Source organism: Enterobacter cloacae complex sp. XAL002 (assembly GCF_049236805.1).
Lineage (GTDB): Bacteria > Pseudomonadota > Gammaproteobacteria > Enterobacterales > Enterobacteriaceae > Enterobacter > Enterobacter intestinihominis.
Genome location: NZ_JBMKJN010000003.1, coordinates 52,056 through 67,773, shown reverse-complemented (window position 1 = coordinate 67,773; position 15,718 = coordinate 52,056). Strand labels below are relative to the sequence as shown.

General features: G+C 56.5%; 15 protein-coding genes and 1 other annotated feature. Of the genes, 2 read left to right on the top strand and 13 right to left on the bottom strand.

The window, feature by feature from the left end:
• Positions 1-78: 78 nt before the first annotated feature.
• A complete protein-coding gene (locus tag ACOT0L_RS03465) occupies positions 79-1,401 on the bottom strand; it encodes a 6-phospho-alpha-glucosidase (protein ID WP_126502755.1) in 1,323 nt (440 codons plus the stop codon).
• On the bottom strand, positions 1,398-3,020 hold the full coding sequence (locus tag ACOT0L_RS03460; RefSeq protein WP_126291611.1) for an alpha-glucoside-specific PTS transporter subunit IIBC: 1,623 nt from the start codon (positions 3,018-3,020) through the stop codon (positions 1,398-1,400). Before ACOT0L_RS03460 ends, ACOT0L_RS03465 begins: the two co-directional genes overlap by 4 nt.
• Positions 3,021-3,241: 221 nt before the next feature.
• On the opposite strand from ACOT0L_RS03460, the gene ACOT0L_RS03455 reads away from it, so the two are divergent.
• Positions 3,242-3,988, top strand: a complete 747-nt coding sequence (locus ACOT0L_RS03455) for a GntR family transcriptional regulator (RefSeq protein ID WP_022646541.1) — start codon at positions 3,242-3,244, stop codon at positions 3,986-3,988.
• On the opposite strand, the gene ACOT0L_RS03450 is transcribed toward ACOT0L_RS03455, so the two are convergent.
• From ACOT0L_RS03450 to ibpA, 3 genes are all read right to left on the bottom strand, one after another.
• Entirely contained in the window at positions 3,956-5,617 is a 1,662-nt protein-coding gene (locus ACOT0L_RS03450; protein WP_032626695.1) for a putative transporter, read from the bottom strand. The genes ACOT0L_RS03455 and ACOT0L_RS03450 overlap by 33 nt on opposite strands.
• A 172-nt stretch (positions 5,618-5,789) precedes the next feature.
• Positions 5,790-6,218, bottom strand: a complete 429-nt coding sequence (gene ibpB / locus ACOT0L_RS03445) for a small heat shock chaperone IbpB (protein WP_022646539.1) — start codon at positions 6,216-6,218, stop codon at positions 5,790-5,792.
• Between the two features lie 136 nt (positions 6,219-6,354).
• The gene (gene ibpA, locus ACOT0L_RS03440) at positions 6,355-6,765 is read right to left on the bottom strand and encodes a small heat shock chaperone IbpA (protein ID WP_003861094.1); all 411 of its coding nucleotides are present in this window, start codon (positions 6,763-6,765) and stop codon (positions 6,355-6,357) included.
• Positions 6,759-6,833, bottom strand: a sequence feature (ROSE (Repression Of Heat Shock gene Expression) occurs in the 5'-region of heat shock genes and acts as an RNA thermometer to modulate expression.). Its footprint overlaps the gene before it by 7 nt.
• 247 nt (positions 6,834-7,080) lie before the next feature.
• Between ibpA and ACOT0L_RS03435 the strand changes: the two genes are divergently transcribed.
• Positions 7,081-7,413 (top strand): YceK/YidQ family lipoprotein, encoded by a 333-nt coding sequence (locus ACOT0L_RS03435; protein ID WP_032622035.1) that lies wholly within the window; start codon positions 7,081-7,083, stop codon positions 7,411-7,413.
• Here the strand turns inward: ACOT0L_RS03435 and ACOT0L_RS03430 are convergent.
• The 8 genes from ACOT0L_RS03430 to ACOT0L_RS03395 form a co-directional block, all read right to left on the bottom strand.
• Positions 7,410-8,639 (bottom strand): DUF3748 domain-containing protein, encoded by a 1,230-nt coding sequence (locus ACOT0L_RS03430; RefSeq protein ID WP_221765946.1) that lies wholly within the window; start codon positions 8,637-8,639, stop codon positions 7,410-7,412. The genes ACOT0L_RS03435 and ACOT0L_RS03430 overlap by 4 nt on opposite strands.
• A 51-nt stretch (positions 8,640-8,690) precedes the next feature.
• Positions 8,691-10,028, bottom strand: a complete 1,338-nt coding sequence (locus ACOT0L_RS03425; protein ID WP_161177384.1) for an MFS transporter — start codon at positions 10,026-10,028, stop codon at positions 8,691-8,693.
• 180 nt (positions 10,029-10,208) lie between these two features.
• A complete protein-coding gene (gene dgoD, locus ACOT0L_RS03420) occupies positions 10,209-11,357 on the bottom strand; it encodes a galactonate dehydratase (protein WP_003861103.1) in 1,149 nt (382 codons plus the stop codon).
• Positions 11,354-11,971 carry a 2-dehydro-3-deoxy-6-phosphogalactonate aldolase gene (locus ACOT0L_RS03415; protein WP_023305135.1) on the bottom strand — a complete coding sequence of 206 codons (618 nt, stop codon included), beginning with the start codon at positions 11,969-11,971 and terminating at the stop codon, positions 11,354-11,356. Before ACOT0L_RS03415 ends, dgoD begins: the two co-directional genes overlap by 4 nt.
• Positions 11,955-12,833, bottom strand: coding sequence for a 2-dehydro-3-deoxygalactonokinase (locus tag ACOT0L_RS03410; protein WP_126502753.1), 879 nt, complete (start codon positions 12,831-12,833; stop codon positions 11,955-11,957). Before ACOT0L_RS03410 ends, ACOT0L_RS03415 begins: the two co-directional genes overlap by 17 nt.
• Positions 12,830-13,519 (bottom strand): D-galactonate utilization transcriptional regulator DgoR, encoded by a 690-nt coding sequence (gene dgoR, locus ACOT0L_RS03405; RefSeq protein ID WP_003861109.1) that lies wholly within the window; start codon positions 13,517-13,519, stop codon positions 12,830-12,832. The genes ACOT0L_RS03410 and dgoR overlap by 4 nt, the downstream gene beginning before the upstream one ends.
• A 226-nt stretch (positions 13,520-13,745) precedes the next feature.
• Complete coding sequence (yidA, locus tag ACOT0L_RS03400) at positions 13,746-14,558, bottom strand: sugar-phosphatase (protein ID WP_023305134.1); 813 nt, start codon at positions 14,556-14,558, stop codon at positions 13,746-13,748.
• Between the two features lie 113 nt (positions 14,559-14,671).
• A complete protein-coding gene (locus ACOT0L_RS03395; protein WP_126502752.1) occupies positions 14,672-15,697 on the bottom strand; it encodes a zinc-dependent alcohol dehydrogenase family protein in 1,026 nt (341 codons plus the stop codon).
• Positions 15,698-15,718: the final 21 nt, after the last annotated feature.

Below are 15,718 nucleotides of genomic sequence, written 5' to 3'. Positions count from 1 at the left end.
GTGCAGCATGCAGGCTTCAGCATAGCGTAATTCAGCCAGGACAAGGAGACCGGCATCTGGCGATGCCGGTCAGAAAGATTAGTGCAGCTCTGGCCAGTAATCCTTATTAGCTTCAATCAGATCGTCCAGAATCGCCTTCGCCACCGATGCGCTCGGTACGGTTTTCGACAGGGTAATCGCCTGCCAGAGTTTCTGATACGAGCGCTGCTCCCAGGCGTCCACCACCAGTTTTTCCACCGCCACCTGCTGGCTCATGAGCCCTTTCTGGAAGTGCGGAATATCACCCACGGTCAGCGGCTCCGGTCCGTTGTGGCCGACCAGACACGGAATTTCTACCATCGCGTCGGCGTCAAAATTATGGATAGCCCCATTGTTAGGCACAATCAGCAACATGCGTTCCTGGGTATTAAAGGCAATCGCGGTCGCCAGATCGACGATGTACGATGCATGTTCGTCGATTTCCAGTTCACCGGCAGAAGAATGACCGGCTTCGATAATCGCCCGGCATGAACTGAATACATGCTTCTCACGGTAATCCATCACTTCATTGGCGCGGGTACGCTCCGGGTTGGAATGGGCGACCACATAGTCCGGGAACAGGTAATACTTCAGGTAGGTGTTCGGCATGGTGTCCGGATCCAGCGCCTGTACGTCTTTGGCCTTGGCGAAGGTATCGTTCCAGCTCGCTTCAGTATGCACATCTTCCGAAGGCGGAACATAACCGTTTTTCGCCACGTATTCGCGCAGTTTCGGCATCAGATCGTTTCCGTTCAGATCTTCAATCGACGTCCACCAGCCGAAGTGGTTCAGACCGTAGTAGCGCACGCGCATCTCTTTGCGGTCTTTCAGGCCGACGATTTGCGCCATACGGCCTTCAATGCCGATCGGCATGTCGCAGATGTTGAGGATTTTCGCGTTCGGACGCAGGCGGCGCGTGGCTTCCGCGACAATCGCCGCCGGGTTGGAGTAGTTCAGCATCCACGCGTTCGGGGAGTACTGCTCCATATAATCTACCAGCTCAAGCACGCCGCCGATGGAGCGCATGCCGTAGGAGATGCCGCCCGGCCCGCACGTTTCCTGGCCCAGCACGCCGTGGCGCAGCGGGATTTTTTCATCTTTTTCACGCATCGGGTATTTGCCCACGCGAATATGCGCCATCACGAAATCCACATCGGTAAAGGCTGCTTTCGGATCGGTGGTGTAACTAAATTCAATCTCAGGCGCCTGCTCCCTGAGGATGATTTTGCACGCCTCGGCGATAACCTCCTGACGTGCTCCGTCATTGTCATAGAACTTCAGCGCACGCAGCGGGAAACGGTCACGGTTGGCTAACAGCATCAGGACGATACCAGGCGTGAATGTACTGCCGCCGCCTGCAATAACAACTGAGAATTTTTTCATGATATAGCCTCTGTCAGAGTGGTTTGTTCGTTTGTTAAAGGGATTTTCATCAGCGATTCCAGCTGGTCGCGCACCTGAGGAACGTGCAGACCGACAATCACCTGAATGCCGTTGCCGCGCCGCACCACACCGTGTGCGCCCAGGGCTTTGAAGACGTCGTCGCTTTGGGTTTTCGTCATATCCACCAGGGCGATACGCAGGCGGGTGGCGCAGTTATTGATACTTTCGATATTTGCTGCGCCGCCGAGCGCCTGTAAGAACCCAGCGGCCTGTCCGACCTGCTGGCTGGCTGCTGCCGGGGCGGTGGTTTGCCCACGCGCCGCCTTATAGTCGGCCTTGCTGTAGAGCTTGATTTCGCTCTCTTCCCGGCCCGGCGTTTTTAGATTCAGACGTTCGATAAGCGTCCTGAAGACCACGAAATAGAGAGCGGTGAAGCAGAGGCCGATGCCAATCTGGGTGAATACCGTCGAGGCGTGGTTATGGAACATCGGGATCCAGTTTTGCGGCAGGAACTGGTCCAGCAGACCGCCCCCCATGTTCCCCACCACCCCGAAGGTATACATCACCGTCGCCATCGTTGCGGCCAGCACGGCGTGGATAGCAAACAGCAACGGCGAGATAAACAGGAAGGTGAACTCCAGCGGTTCGGTAATACCCACCAGCACGGCGGTAAGCGTGGCCGGAACCAGCAGCCCCGCAACCTTGACGCGGTTTTCCGGCGACGCGGTGTACCAGATCGCCAGCGCAATCCCGACCGAGCCAAACACTTTCGAATTGCCGTGCAGGGCGAAGCCGCCTTCAGGGAACAGTGTTTTCAGTGGCACAGTGCTCTGGCTGAATTCCTGCAGGTGCTGCGCCCAGTAAACCTGAATGCCGCCCTCTACCGCCGCCGGGCCGAAGATAAACGGACCGTAGACAAAGTGGTGCAATCCGGTTGGGATCAGAATGCGTTCCAGGAAGGTATAGACCCATACGCCGAGCGCACCGGCAGAGCGCAGGAACGCCTGCAGGGACTCAATGCCCATCTGCACTTTCGGCCAGCCCAGCAGCGTCAGCCAGGCGCAGGGGATCATCACGAAGAACGCGAGGATAACGACAAACGAGGTGCCCTGGAAAATCCCCAGGAAGACTGGCAACGGCTTGTCGAAAAATCGGTTATGGATGGCGGTGACGAGCCCGGAAATGATAATCGCCCCGATGATGCTGGTATCAAGCGTTTTGATTCCGGCAATCATCGCCAGCCCGCTGCCAGCAGTGGGTTCAGCAGAGAAGTCGACGCCAAAGAAGTGACCCCAGGTCATCCCCATCGCGTTGATAAAGTAGTTCCAGGTCAGAAAGCTAATCAGCACCGCCAGACAGGCGCGGCCCTGCGCCTGCTTTGCCAGGCCAATCGGTAAGCCGACAGCAAAAATCAGCGGCATATTGCGGAACACCGCCCAGCCGCCCTCTTCGATGATGTGAACAATCTGCGCGAACAGATGATCGGGGGCCGTTAAAGCTTCGCCGACAAACAGCGGGTTGCGAAGCATGATGGCGATCCCGACCACGATCCCGGCAAAGGGAAACAGTAAAACCGGGGTGAACATGGCGCCGCCAAAACGTTGTATTTGACTGAGCATTTTTAAATCCTCATGAAACAACCTGTAGGGGTAGAGGCCTTTATGATTTTTTACTGGCCTGAGGTGAGCATAAGAAGTTACTGATGCGGGAACATGGCGTGCCGCTGCGATTCGTGATCGCATTCATGGTTTTAATTTGACCAATCAGGTCTACTTTTGATAGCAAATATGGACAAGTTAAGACGTAATCCACGCCATAACGGGCGAGCAGAGGTCTACAGGTGATCTACAAATCTATTGCCGACAGATTGCGGCTACGGCTCAATTCGTCGGACTACAACATTGGCAGCCCGTTACCCGGCGAAAAAGCGCTGGCAAAGGAGTTTGGCGTAGCCCGGATGACCATCCGCAAGGCATTGGATCTGCTGGTAAGCTGGGGGCTGGTTGAACGTCGACACGGCAGCGGGACGTTCGTGGCGCGCAAAGACGTTCATCATGAAACGACTAACCTGACCGGGCTGGTGGAGGTACTGCGCCAGCAGGGGAAAGAAGTGCAGAGCAAGGTGTTGCAGTTTGAAGTGATGCCCGCGCCGCCCGCCATCGCCAGCCAGCTGCGGATTCAGGTTGATGAGCGGATCTATTTTTCAAGGCGGGTGCGTTACGTGGACGGAAAACCGCTGATGCTGGAGGACAGCTTTATGCCGGTGAAGCTGTTCCGCAATCTTTCCCTGGCGCATCTCGAAGGGTCTAAGTTTGATTACATCGAGAAGGAGTGCGGGATCACCATTAGCGGCAACTACGAGAGCCTGACGCCAGTGCTGGCAGATAAACAGCTGGCCGGTTATATGAATCTGCCGGAACAGACGCCGCTGCTGCGCATCACCTCTCTTTCCTACAGCGACAGCGGCGAGTTCCTCAACTATTCCGTGATGTTCCGGAACACCAGCGATTACCAGGTGGACTACCATCTGCGGCGTATCCACCCGGAAGACTTATTAGCCCATCCCCCAGAACAGCACCGCCAGTAGTTGCGGGGTGATAATGCGCAAAAACATCACCAGCGGATAGACCGTGGCGTAGGACAACGCCGCCGCGCCGCTGGTGGCGTGCAGGTTATTGGCGAACGCCAGCGCGGGCGGATCGGTCATGGAACCGGCCAGCATGCCGCACAGCGTGAGATAGTTCATTTTAGCGAACATACGCGCCAGTAATCCGACCGTTATCAGCGGGATGGCGGTAATGAATATGCCGTAGCCTACCCAGCTCATCCCTTCGCCGTTAACCAGGGTATCGACAAAATCACCGCCGGATTTCAGCCCCACCACCGCCAGAAACAGCACGATGCCCAACTCCCGCAGCGCCAGGTTAGCGCTCGGCGGCATAAACCAGTAGAGCTTACCGATGGAGCCGATACGCCCGAGGATCAGCGCCATAATGAGCGGCCCGCCTGCCAGCCCCAGCTTCAGTGCTACCGGGAAGCCGGGCACGTACAGGGGGATGGAGCCAAGCATGACGCCAAGCCCGACGCCGATAAAGACCGGCAGCATCTGCACCTGCTGGAGTTTTTGCTGGGCGTTGCCCACCATGTCCGCTACGGCATCAATGGATGAAGGACGCCCGACGAGGTTGAGAATATCACCGAATTGCAGGCTGGCATCCTGGCTGGCCACCAGCTCGACACCGGCGCGGTTAAGCCGGGAGATCACCACGTCATAACGCTCTTTAACCTGCAAATCGCGTATTTTCTTGCCCAGGACCTTCTCATTGGTCACTACCACGCGCTCCACGCGCATGTCCGTTCCACGGGTTGAGAGCGAGGTATCCACCTCCTGACCAATCACCAGCCGGGCATTGTTTAAATCCGCCGGTTGCCCTACCAGATGCAGGAGATCGCCGTGCTGAATGAGGGTGTCAGGTGAAGGCACCATCAGCGTGTCGTCACGTTTCAGGCGTGAACAGATAATGGTCGCGCTGTTCAGAATGGGGACATCCTGTATCGCCATATTATTCAGGTTGGGGTTTTCGACGCGAATGTTGATGGTTTTAATAAGCGCATGGCCGTTGGTCAGCGTGCTTTCATGCTCTTTCGCCTCCTGCTCGACGTTAATGCGGAACAGCACGCGCACCAGCCACATGGAGAGCAAAATACCGCAAATGCCAAACGGATAGGCCATGGCGTAGCTCATCCCCATCTGATCGACGACATCAGCAGGGATACCCAGATCGCGCAGAATTTGCTGGCCCGCCCCGAGCGCGGGCGTATTGGTTACGGCGCCGGAGAAGATGCCCAGCACGACGGGCAGCGGAATAGCGAAGAGTTTGTGCAGAATGGCGGTGACCAGCCCACCCATCACGACGATGCCGAAGGCAAAGAGATTAAGGCGTAAACCGGAGACGCGCAGGGAAGCGAAGAAGCCCGGCCCCACCTGAATACCGATGGTATACACAAAGAGGATCAGGCCGAACTCCTGGATGAAATGCAGCATATCGGCGCTGAGCACCCACCCAAGCTGGTCGGCAAAATGGCCGACAAAAATCCCGCCGAAAAGCACCCCGCCAATCCCAAACCCGACGCCGCGGATTTTGATATTCCCCAGCCATAGCCCCACTACCGCGACAAGGGCCAACACGCTGACGGTTAACGCGATATCACTCATGTTCCACATCCTGTGCATAACCTTAGTTATATCAAGGATTCTCTCAGAGCTGGCGGCGGTTGTATGGGCGATGGCGCACAAAAAAGCCCTGCCGGGGCAGGGCCTTGTGCGGTCTGTGAGCGTTGTCGGGTGGCGGCTGCGCCTAACCCGATCTACAGTTTCGGCGGGTTTGTTAACTGTTTAACGCCGGCCTGTCGCTAATGGCGATGCGCTGCGGCGCGATAGCTTCCGGCACGTTACGGGTGAGGTCAATATTCAGCAGCCCGTTAGTGAACGTCGCGCCAGAAACTTCCATATGGTCTGCCAGGGTAAAGCTCAGGCTAAACGGCTGAGTGACAAGCCCCTGATGCAACCATTTGGTCTCGGTGTCAGGTTTTTCCGGTGACCCTTTAACGGTCAGGCGCGTACCCTCAAGCTGGATGTCGAGATCTTCCTGACGAAACCCGGCCAGCGCAAGCGTGATGCGGTAGTGGTTATCATCGCTTTTTTCGATGTTGTACGGCGGAAACGTCTGCTGTTCGGTTGCGCTTTGCAGCGCGTTAGCCAGTTTGTCAAAACCGATCCACTGACGCAGCAGGGGGGAAAAATCATAGTTACGCATACTAAATCTCCTTCTGAGAAGCGAGTTCGGCACAGTTTATTTTTGTGCGCAGTTGTACCTGCAAACCCTTACGGATTCGCATATGCTCCCTTTACGGCAAGCAATTTCAGGTGGGCCGCAGCCGCGACCCGCTTAATTAATTGATTTCGATACGACGCGGTTTTTTCTCTTCCGGAATCACACGTTCCAGTTCGATAAACAACAGGCCGTTCACCAGGTTCGCGCCCTTGACGTGGATGTTCTCAGCCAGCTGGAACTTGCGTTCAAAGTTGCGCTCTGCGATGCCCTGGTAGAGGTAGGTTCGTTCTTTCTGCTCGCCCGCATGGGAGCCTTTCACCACCAGCAGATTGTCCTGCGCGGTGATCTCCAGTTCGCTCTCTGCGAAACCGGCGACAGCAATCGCAATGCGATAGTGGTTTTCGTCAACCAATTCAACGTTGTAAGGAGGATAGCCGTTGCTCTGGCTCTGGTTGTTTTCTAAGTGGTTGAACAGACGATCAAAACCAATGGCAGAACGGTATAGCGGAGAGAGATCGAAATTACGCATAGATAAAAACTCCTGGAATCAGCGAGAAAATGTAGCCTTCCACCATGGACAGGCTTCTGCTTCCCCGAACACCCATCAGGCGTGTCCGTTATCGGGTTACATTCTTAAAATGGGTCTGGATACGGCCTTTTCAAGCCTGTTGATGTGAGATTTTTTTGCACTTTGCTGGTTGTCGCATAGACTCAGGGGCACAGCACAAAGGGTTAAATTGCGATGGCGACCACAGTGCGGGAGTTTTGAGCTATCCATTTTGGACGCGCCTCGCTATAACCCTGAGTTGCAGGTCAATGCCGTGCTACTAATGATGACTGAGTGATGATGAGAAATGTTCTGATTAAGCTGGCGACGTTCAGCGGGGTTGTTTTACTTTGCGGGTGTTCGAGCGTGATGTCGCACACCGGCGGTAAAGAAGGAACATATCCGGGGACGCGCGCCAGTGCCGCCATGATCTCTGATGATGAGACAAACTGGGGTACCAAATCTCTGGCGATTCTTGATATGCCGTTTACGGCGGTTGCCGATACGCTTCTGCTGCCGTGGGATATGTTCCGCACCGACAGCTCAGTGCGTTCGCGCGTTGAGAAAAGCGAGCAGGAGACGCTGGCGACTAACTCCGTCATCCCGCCCGCAGAGATGACCCCGCGCTAATTCTGTGCGGTTTCCGTTAGCCACAGCTGGCGGAAACCGTCCTTCTCTTCCATCCACGCAACAAAACGTCCGTCCGGGGAAAACACCACAGCGTCAGCAGACGGCGGGTTGCCATGATCGGACGTCAAAAACGTCACCTTTCCGGTCTGCGCATCGCAGCAGGCAATGCGGCCTGCAAGCACAAATCCCAGCCCGTTGCCGGAAGGATGCCAGTTAAAGGACGACTGAATATCACTCTCAGCGTGGGTCAACTGACGCGGCTCACCGCCTTCAGGGGAGATAAGCCACAGCTGCACAATGCCGTTATCGTCCCGCATTAAAAACGCAATCTGCGTCCCCTGTGGATTGCTACGCACCCAGTGGCGCGGCACGTTCACCAGCCCCGGATGCGCCTTCTGATGGGTGAAGGTAAGGCGGCGTTGCATGACGCCCGCAGGCGGCGCGGGCATTGTATCCGGCGTCCCCTGCAACGGCGCATCGCCCGCCCGTTTCCAGCCCTGCTCGTCCTTGGGAAGGTCCACAATAAACAGTTCGGGCACTTTCTCGCCTTTCGCAGACACCGTATCGCCGATAAACGCCAGCCTGTCGTTGCCCACCCAGCCCTCTTCATAGGCGCGGTTAATCTCATCGCTGCCCGGTTGCGGGTTCGGCGTTGTCCGGCTTACCAGTACGCTCCAGAAGGTTCCGGCATATTCCCGCGGATGGTTCCCCTGTGGGTTTACCGGACCAAAAGGCGCCGCCACCCCGACGTTACGCAAATCCAGCTGCGGATCGCGCGCGTGCAGTACATGGTCGTTGTAGGTAAAGCTGACGAACTGCCCGTTCGGGCTAAAAACGTGAACGTGGCTGCCGCCACGCAGCGCCCCCGCCGTGTAAGGCGCGGTGATATCCATCGCATCAAGATTGCTCACCTGGCCGTTGTGCGCAATCACTCCCTGACGATGGTGAAAATCATACTGCCAGTCTGCATCCGGGTTTTTCGGGCCGTGGATAAAAACATATTTCTCCCCGGCAGGATGAACGGTCACCACGCCGACATGCGCGCCGTCAGTCGCACGGTAGATCACCTCAACCTCGCCCGTAATGACATTGACCCGCTCAATGGTTTTACCGGTAAACGACGCGCCGGACGGGCGGACATCATAGACAAGCCACTGGCTGTCTGGCGTCCAGATGTTGATGTTGGTGAGCTGGTGGTTGCGGGAAGCGAAGGTGATTTGTTTCATGAAAATACCCTGATGCGCGGTTATCGCATCAGGGTAAAACATCCGAAGGGATTAGCCTACTCGTTTCACGTCACCTACCAGCAGGATGTAGGAGAGCGCGCCGATCAGCGCCACGGCAGAGATATACACCAGCGCCGGACCAAAGCCGTAGTCCTGCGCCAGGTAACCGATGACCAGCGGCACGGTGATCCCGCCCAGGCCGCCAACGAAGTTAAACACGCCACCGGTCAGGCCAATCAGCCGCATCGGTGCCAGGGACGACACCAGCGACCAGGTGATGGAGGCAAAACCGTTCCCGAAGAACGCTACCGCCATCAGGGTCATGATCCACACTGGATCGTTGGTGTAGTTCGCTCCCATGATGCAGGTAGAGATCAGCAGTCCGCAGATAATCGGCGTTTTACGCGCAACCCCCAGTGAGAAGCCTTTTTTCACCAGCTTATCCGCCAGCCAGCCCGAGAGCAGCACGCCGAAAAACGCCGCAAGGAAGGGAACGGTGGTCATAAAGCCCGCCTTCAGCGCGGTAATACCTTTTTCCTGGGTCAGATAGTTCGGGAACCAGGTGAGGAAGAACCACAGCGTGGAGGTCACCGCGAACTGGCCCAGATATACGCCCACCAGCTTACGGTGGAAGACCAGCTTCCAGTCCGCTCTGGTCAGCGGCTGGCGCGCCTCTTTTTTCACTGGCGCATCGCCGTCCACCAGACCGCCGCCGTCGCGGATGTAGTCCAGTTCGGCTTTGGTGATGCTTTTGGTCAGACGCGGCGGCTGATAGACCTTAAACCAGATTAACGACCAGATAATGCCGATCCCGCCGGTGACGATGAACACCCAGTGCCAGCTCAGCAGCTCCTGGATCCAGATTAACAGCGGCGTCAGAAACGCCAGACCAACAAACTGCCCGGAGGTGTAAAAACCAACAGCGGAAGCACGTTCGTGTTCAGGGAACCAGCTGGTCACCATGCGGTTGTTGGTCGGGAACGCGGGCGCTTCAAACACCCCGGTGATGGCGCGCAGGCCTATCAGCGACATCAGCCCGGTGGCGAAGCCCTGGAACAGGGTCGCCACGGACCAGCCCAAAATAGCGATAAAGTAGGTCAGACGTGACCCCACGCGGTCAAGGAACCAGCCGCCGGGGATCTGGCAGAGCGTATACAGCCAGGCAAACGCCGAGAAGACGTAGCCCATTTCCGCTTTGGTGATGCCAAACTCTTCCTGAATATGGGCCGAGGCCACGGCGAGGTTGGCGCGGTCGACATAACAGATGACCACGGTAATAAAGATCATGATCAGCGTCAGGTAACGACGACGCCCGGTTTTTGTAGCAGTAACTGGAATATCCATCGCAATCTGTCTCCAGATTTTGGGCATAGCGAAGCCGCTCACCATGCCCTGTAATTTACAGAGGGTGTATTTGGTTTTTTTAATTAAAAACGTAAACGGAATGCGCTAAATAATTCGTGCTGGGGGAAGGCGGCAAGTTTTCGCATCCCCGGGAGCATACAAAAGTATGTGACCGGGGTAAGAAAACGCAGCCAACGCATCACCAGCGCGAAGTATGACGCGCATTTACCACTCGGCTACGGAACCGTCTTCATGACGCCACAGTGGGTTACGCCAGTCCGGCGCACTTTTACTCAGCTCAATGACTTTGGCTTCGTCGATCTCCACGCCAAGGCCCGGCTTCGTTAACGGTTTAAAGAAACCGCCTTCCATGCTGAAGTCTTCCTTGTTTTTCACAAAGTCGAGCAGCTCCGCGCCCTTGTTATAGTGAATGCCCATGCTTTGTTCCTGGAACACTGCATTACGGGAGACGAAGTCCACATGCAGACAGGCTGCCAGCGCAATCGGCCCAAGCGGACAGTGCGGTGCCAGCGCCACATCGTAGGCTTCTGCCATGCCGGCAATTTTGTAGCATTCGGTGATGCCACCCGCGTGGGAGAGGTCCGGTTGCAGGATCGCAATGCCGCCCGCTTCCAGCACGCGCTTAAACTCGAAGCGCGAGAACATACGCTCCCCCGCCGCGATGGGAATGTGCGTCTGTTCAGCCAGTTTTGGATAGTATTCCGCCTGCTCGGCCAGAACAGGCTCTTCAATAAACAGCGGGCGATACGGCTCCAGCTCTTTAATCAGCACTTTGGCCATTGGCGCGCTGACGCGGCCGTGGAAATCCAGGCCAAACTCAATCTCGTTGCCGAAAGCCTCGCGGATTTGCGCCACGGTGTTCACCGCCCGGTCTACCGCGCGCGAGTTGTCGATAACGCCCATCTCTTCGCAGCCGTTGAGTTTGAAGGTGTCAAAACCGATGTTGCGCAGCTGCCGGATACCGTCGATCACTTCCGCAGGGCGGTCACCGCCCACCCAGCTGTAGGCTTTGATTTTGTCTCGCACCAGGCCGCCCATTAATTGCCAGACCGGGGCATTCAGCACTTTGCCTTTGATATCCCACAGAGCCTGATCGATACCGGCGATGGCGCTCATCAGGATCGGACCGCCACGGTAAAATCCCGCCCGGTACATGACCTGCCACAGGTCGTTGATGCGCGCCGGATCCTGGCCAATCAGGTATTCACCCAGCTCGTGAACCGCGGCTTCAACCGTACGCGCACGGCCTTCAATCACCGGCTCGCCCCAGCCAACCACGCCTTCGTCGGTTTCGATTTTCAGGAACATCCAACGCGGGGGTAAACGGTACGTGGTAAGTTTGGTTATTTTCATTGCACTGCCTCTCGATACGCTTTCACAAATGCTGCCGCCTGCTGTGCGGTACGCTCAACGGGCTGTCCGGCACGATAGAGATCGCTGCCCAGCCCCGCGCCCGCACAACCTGCTTTTATCCACTGCACCAGGTTTTCCGGCGTGACGCCGCCCACGGCAAAGACCGGCACGCTGGCGGGTAAGACCGCTTTCAGCGCTTTGATGTAATCCGGACCAAAGGCCGACGACGGGAAAATTTTGAGAGACTGTGCGCCCGCATCGAGGGCGGAAAAGGCTTCTGTGGCCGTGGCGCAGCCCGGACATACGGTCATGCCGTAATCCACCGCCCGGCGGATCACCTCGGGGTTGATATTCGGTGTGACGATAAGCTTGCAGCCCATCTTCGCCAGCTCATCCACCTGCTCCGGCTGTAATACGGTACCAGCGCCAATCAGCGCCTTATCACCGAACGCCTTAACAACTGCCGGAATGCTTTTTTCCCATTCCGGGGAGTTGAGCGGGATTTCCACCGCGTCGAACCCGGCGTCGATCACCGCGCCAACGTGCGCTAAGGCCTCACCGGGCGTGATACCGCGCAAAATCGCGATCAGGGGAAGTTCAGTTTGCCACTGCATGAGCGATGCTCCTTATGCCTGCCTGAAATGCCGTGTCGCCTTCCACCGCAGCAACATCCCGTCCGATAGCGTGGAACGCCTGGCGGTAACGAGACGTCAGCGATGAACCCGCGACGAGCGTGATGGCCTGCTGCCCGGCGAACCCGTCGCTCAGGGCGGCGACTTCTGCGCCAATCAGCAGGCCGGACAGAAATTCGCTGACCTGCTCGCGCGGAAGGTTTCCCAGCACGTGCGAGGCGCGAACCTCAAAAAGTTGCGGCAAAACGGCAGGGGATGCGATCCCGCGCTCAAGCCCGGCGGCAAACGCTTCCGGCGAAGGGGTTTGCTCCGGCAAACCGGCCCCCACCAGCGAATGCTTAAGCAGCAAGTGGTGCAGCTCGCCGGTCATCACCGTGCGGAAATCATGAATTTGCTCAGCATCCGCCTGGACCCATTTGCAGTGCGTCCCGGGCATGACGTAGACAGAAGAAGGAGAAAGGGTGCGCGCCCCGAGCAGCTGCGTCTCTTCGCCGCGCATCACGTTATGGTTATCGTCGCGAGAGACGCATAAACCGGGAATAATCCAGACACTGTCGCCAACAGACGTTAACTGATCGCCAATGGCGGTGAAATGCACCGGAACCGACAGGTAAGGCGCAACCTTCCAGCCCACGTTACTGCCGACCATTCCGGCCATCACCACTGGCGTAGTACCGTCGCGCCAGTTTTGTGTCACCTCTGCTAACACCGCTTCGGGGGATTTACCGTTCAGGCGCGTCACACCTGCTTCTGATTGCCTGCTTTCCAGACACTGCTCCCCCTGGTAGAGCCAGGCGCGCAGATTGGTCGATCCCCAGTCAATTGCGATGTAGCGTGATGTCATGTGATTTCCTTCAACCTTCGTGTCGAGCTGGCGATCATGGTCAGTGCCGCCTGCTCTGCCGCATCGCCGTCCTGATGCCGTATCGCATCGAACAGCGCTTTATGTTCCTGAAGCGTTTTCGGCATGTTGGCCTCATCGCCCATCCAGGTACGTTCAAATACTGCTCGCTGTAGCGAGCTGATCGCCACGCTAAGCTGCTGTAACACCGGGTTATGCACCGACTGCAGTACCGCCTCGTGGTAGCGAATGTCCGCCTCGTTGAACGCCTCCCGATTCTGGTTATTGGCGATCATGTCGTTTAACGCCGACTCAATCTGTGCCAGGTCACCTGACGTTGCGCGCTCTGCCGCCCAGCGGGCGATGGCCGGTTCCACCAGATTTCGGACTTCGCTCATCGCGCCGATAAGCCGTGGGTCGTAGTCGTTTTCCAGTACCCATTGCAGAACATCGGTATCGAGGTAGTTCCACTGGTTACGCGGCGCAACAAACGCGCCGCGATAGCGCTTCATTTCAATCAGCCGCTTCGCCATCAGCGAGCGGAACACTTCCCGGATGATGTTGCGCGAGGTTTCAAACTCCTCGCACAGTTCCGCCTCTGCTGGCAGCGGCGAACCGGGAACGTATTTGCCACCCACAATCTGAGTGCCCAGCGTGATGACAATGCGATCGGTTTTATTGAGTGTCATGGAGAGTCCTTGTGCTCTGTAAGTCCATCACTACTTTACCGCGACCGCTGAATTTCGCCTCACTTTTGCAGTACAAACGTGAGTCCTTTCGCCTTTGCCGTGGTGACAATGTAGTACAATCAATTAATGTTGTACTACAATCCAGATCACAAAAAGAACAATTCGATAAATTCAGCGCCAAAAAAAGCCCCGGTTGATAACCGAGGCTGATGATTACAGACAGCTGTTAGGACAGGACAAATTTCTCAATCGCATAAGCCACGCCGTCTTCCAGGTTAGATTTGGTGACGAAGTTCGCCACTTCTTTCACCGATGGGATCGCGTTATCCATCGCCACGCCCATGCCTGCATATTCGATCATCGCAATATCGTTTTCCTGGTCGCCCAGCGCCATGATCTCCTCAGGCTTGATGCCCAGCGCATCGGCAAGCGATTTGACGCCCGTGCCTTTATTGACGCGTTTATCAAGGATTTCGAGGAAGTATGGCGCACTTTTCAGCACGGTGTATTTCTCTTTTACCTCAGCCGGAATGCGTGAGATGGCTTTGTCGAGAACCGCAGGTTCATCAATCATCATCACTTTCAGGAACTGGGTTGCCGGGTCCATGTTTTCCGCTTCGCAGAACACCAGTGGAATGGTTGCAACGTAGGACTCGTGCACCGTGTAGTAGCTGATATCACGGTTGGCGGTGTAAAGCGTATTGCGATCGAGCGCGTGGAAGTGAGAGCCCACTTCGCGGGAGAGCTTTTCCAGGAAACGGTAGTCATCATAGCTCAGTGCAGTTTGCGCCACCGTGCTGCCATCTGCTGCCTTTTGCACCAGAGCGCCGTTATAGGTGATGCAGTAATCGCCAGGCTGATTCATGTGCAGCTCTTTCAGGTAGCTGTGCACCCCGGCATACGGGCGTCCGGTGGTGAGCACCACGTTCACGCCTTTTTCGCGTGCGGCGGCGATCGCATTTTTAACGGCAGGAGAGATAGTGTGGTCTGGCAGCAGCAGCGTGCCGTCCATATCGATTGCAATGAGTTTGATAGCCATGAGGTCCCCGGGATAAATGAGTGCTATTTCATGCTAACGCGATTAAGCACACAAAAATAGAGCTACCTTGCGTAACAAAAAGCCCCTTTTATATTTATCCCGGGAACAAGAACTCACTGGCGGGTGAGAACGATTTTGCCAAACGCACCGCGATCCAGATGCTCAAGCGCCTGTTCCAGTTCGTCAAAACGGTAGCGATGTTCAATCACCGGTTTTAACTCCGTGACATCAACAGCACGGACGAAATCTTCCAGCGCCCGGCGGTGTCCAACCCCAATCCCCTGAATGACGGGGGATTTCAGCAGCAGCTCGCCAGCAGGCAGGGAAATGTCCGTTCCGGCCAGCACGCCAATAACGGAGATACGCCCGTGAACGGCTACCGCGCGAAGGGAATGTCTCAGATTCTCCCCACCCACGGTTTCGATAATATGGTCGATGCCGCGATCCTGCGTCAGTGCCAGCGTATTTTCAGCCCAGTCGCCTTTCAGTCGGTTGATGCCCTGGCTGGCTCCCAGCTTTTTGGCCAGAGCCAGTTTTTCATCACTCCCCGACGTAACAATAACTTCTGCGCCGTGCGCTTTTGCTATCTGCAAAGCGAATAGCGCCACACCGCCCGTGCCTTGTACCAGCACCGATTGCCCGGCGCGTAAATGACCGCGCTCCACCAGCGCGAACCATGCGGTAAGCCCCGCGCAAGGAAGCGTGCTGGCCTCAGCGTCATCCAGGCTTTCCGGGGACGCCACCAGCGCGTTTTCACTCACAATCACATATTCGGCCAGCATGCCCTGGAAGTATCCACCGGACGTTTTATAGGGCAAATCGCGCGCGTCTGCCTGCGGCTTGCCGTCGATCCATTCCGGGAAGAAGGTTGAGATGACGCGTGCGCCGGGTTTGAAACGCGTAACGCCTTCACCAATGCTGTCCACCACGCCCGCCATGTCAGACGCCGGGGTAAACGGGAAGGAAAGCGGGATCGGCATTGTGCCTTCAATCACCATTTTATCCCGGTAGTTGAGCGCAACGGCATTAACCCTTACGCGAACCTCCCCCGGGCCTGGCTGTGACACAGGCACCTGAACAAGCTGAAGGCTCTCGCGCCCAAGGGCGTTCATTGACCAGCGCTGCATTGTTTCTGTCATTTTTTCTCTCCTGCCATCAAA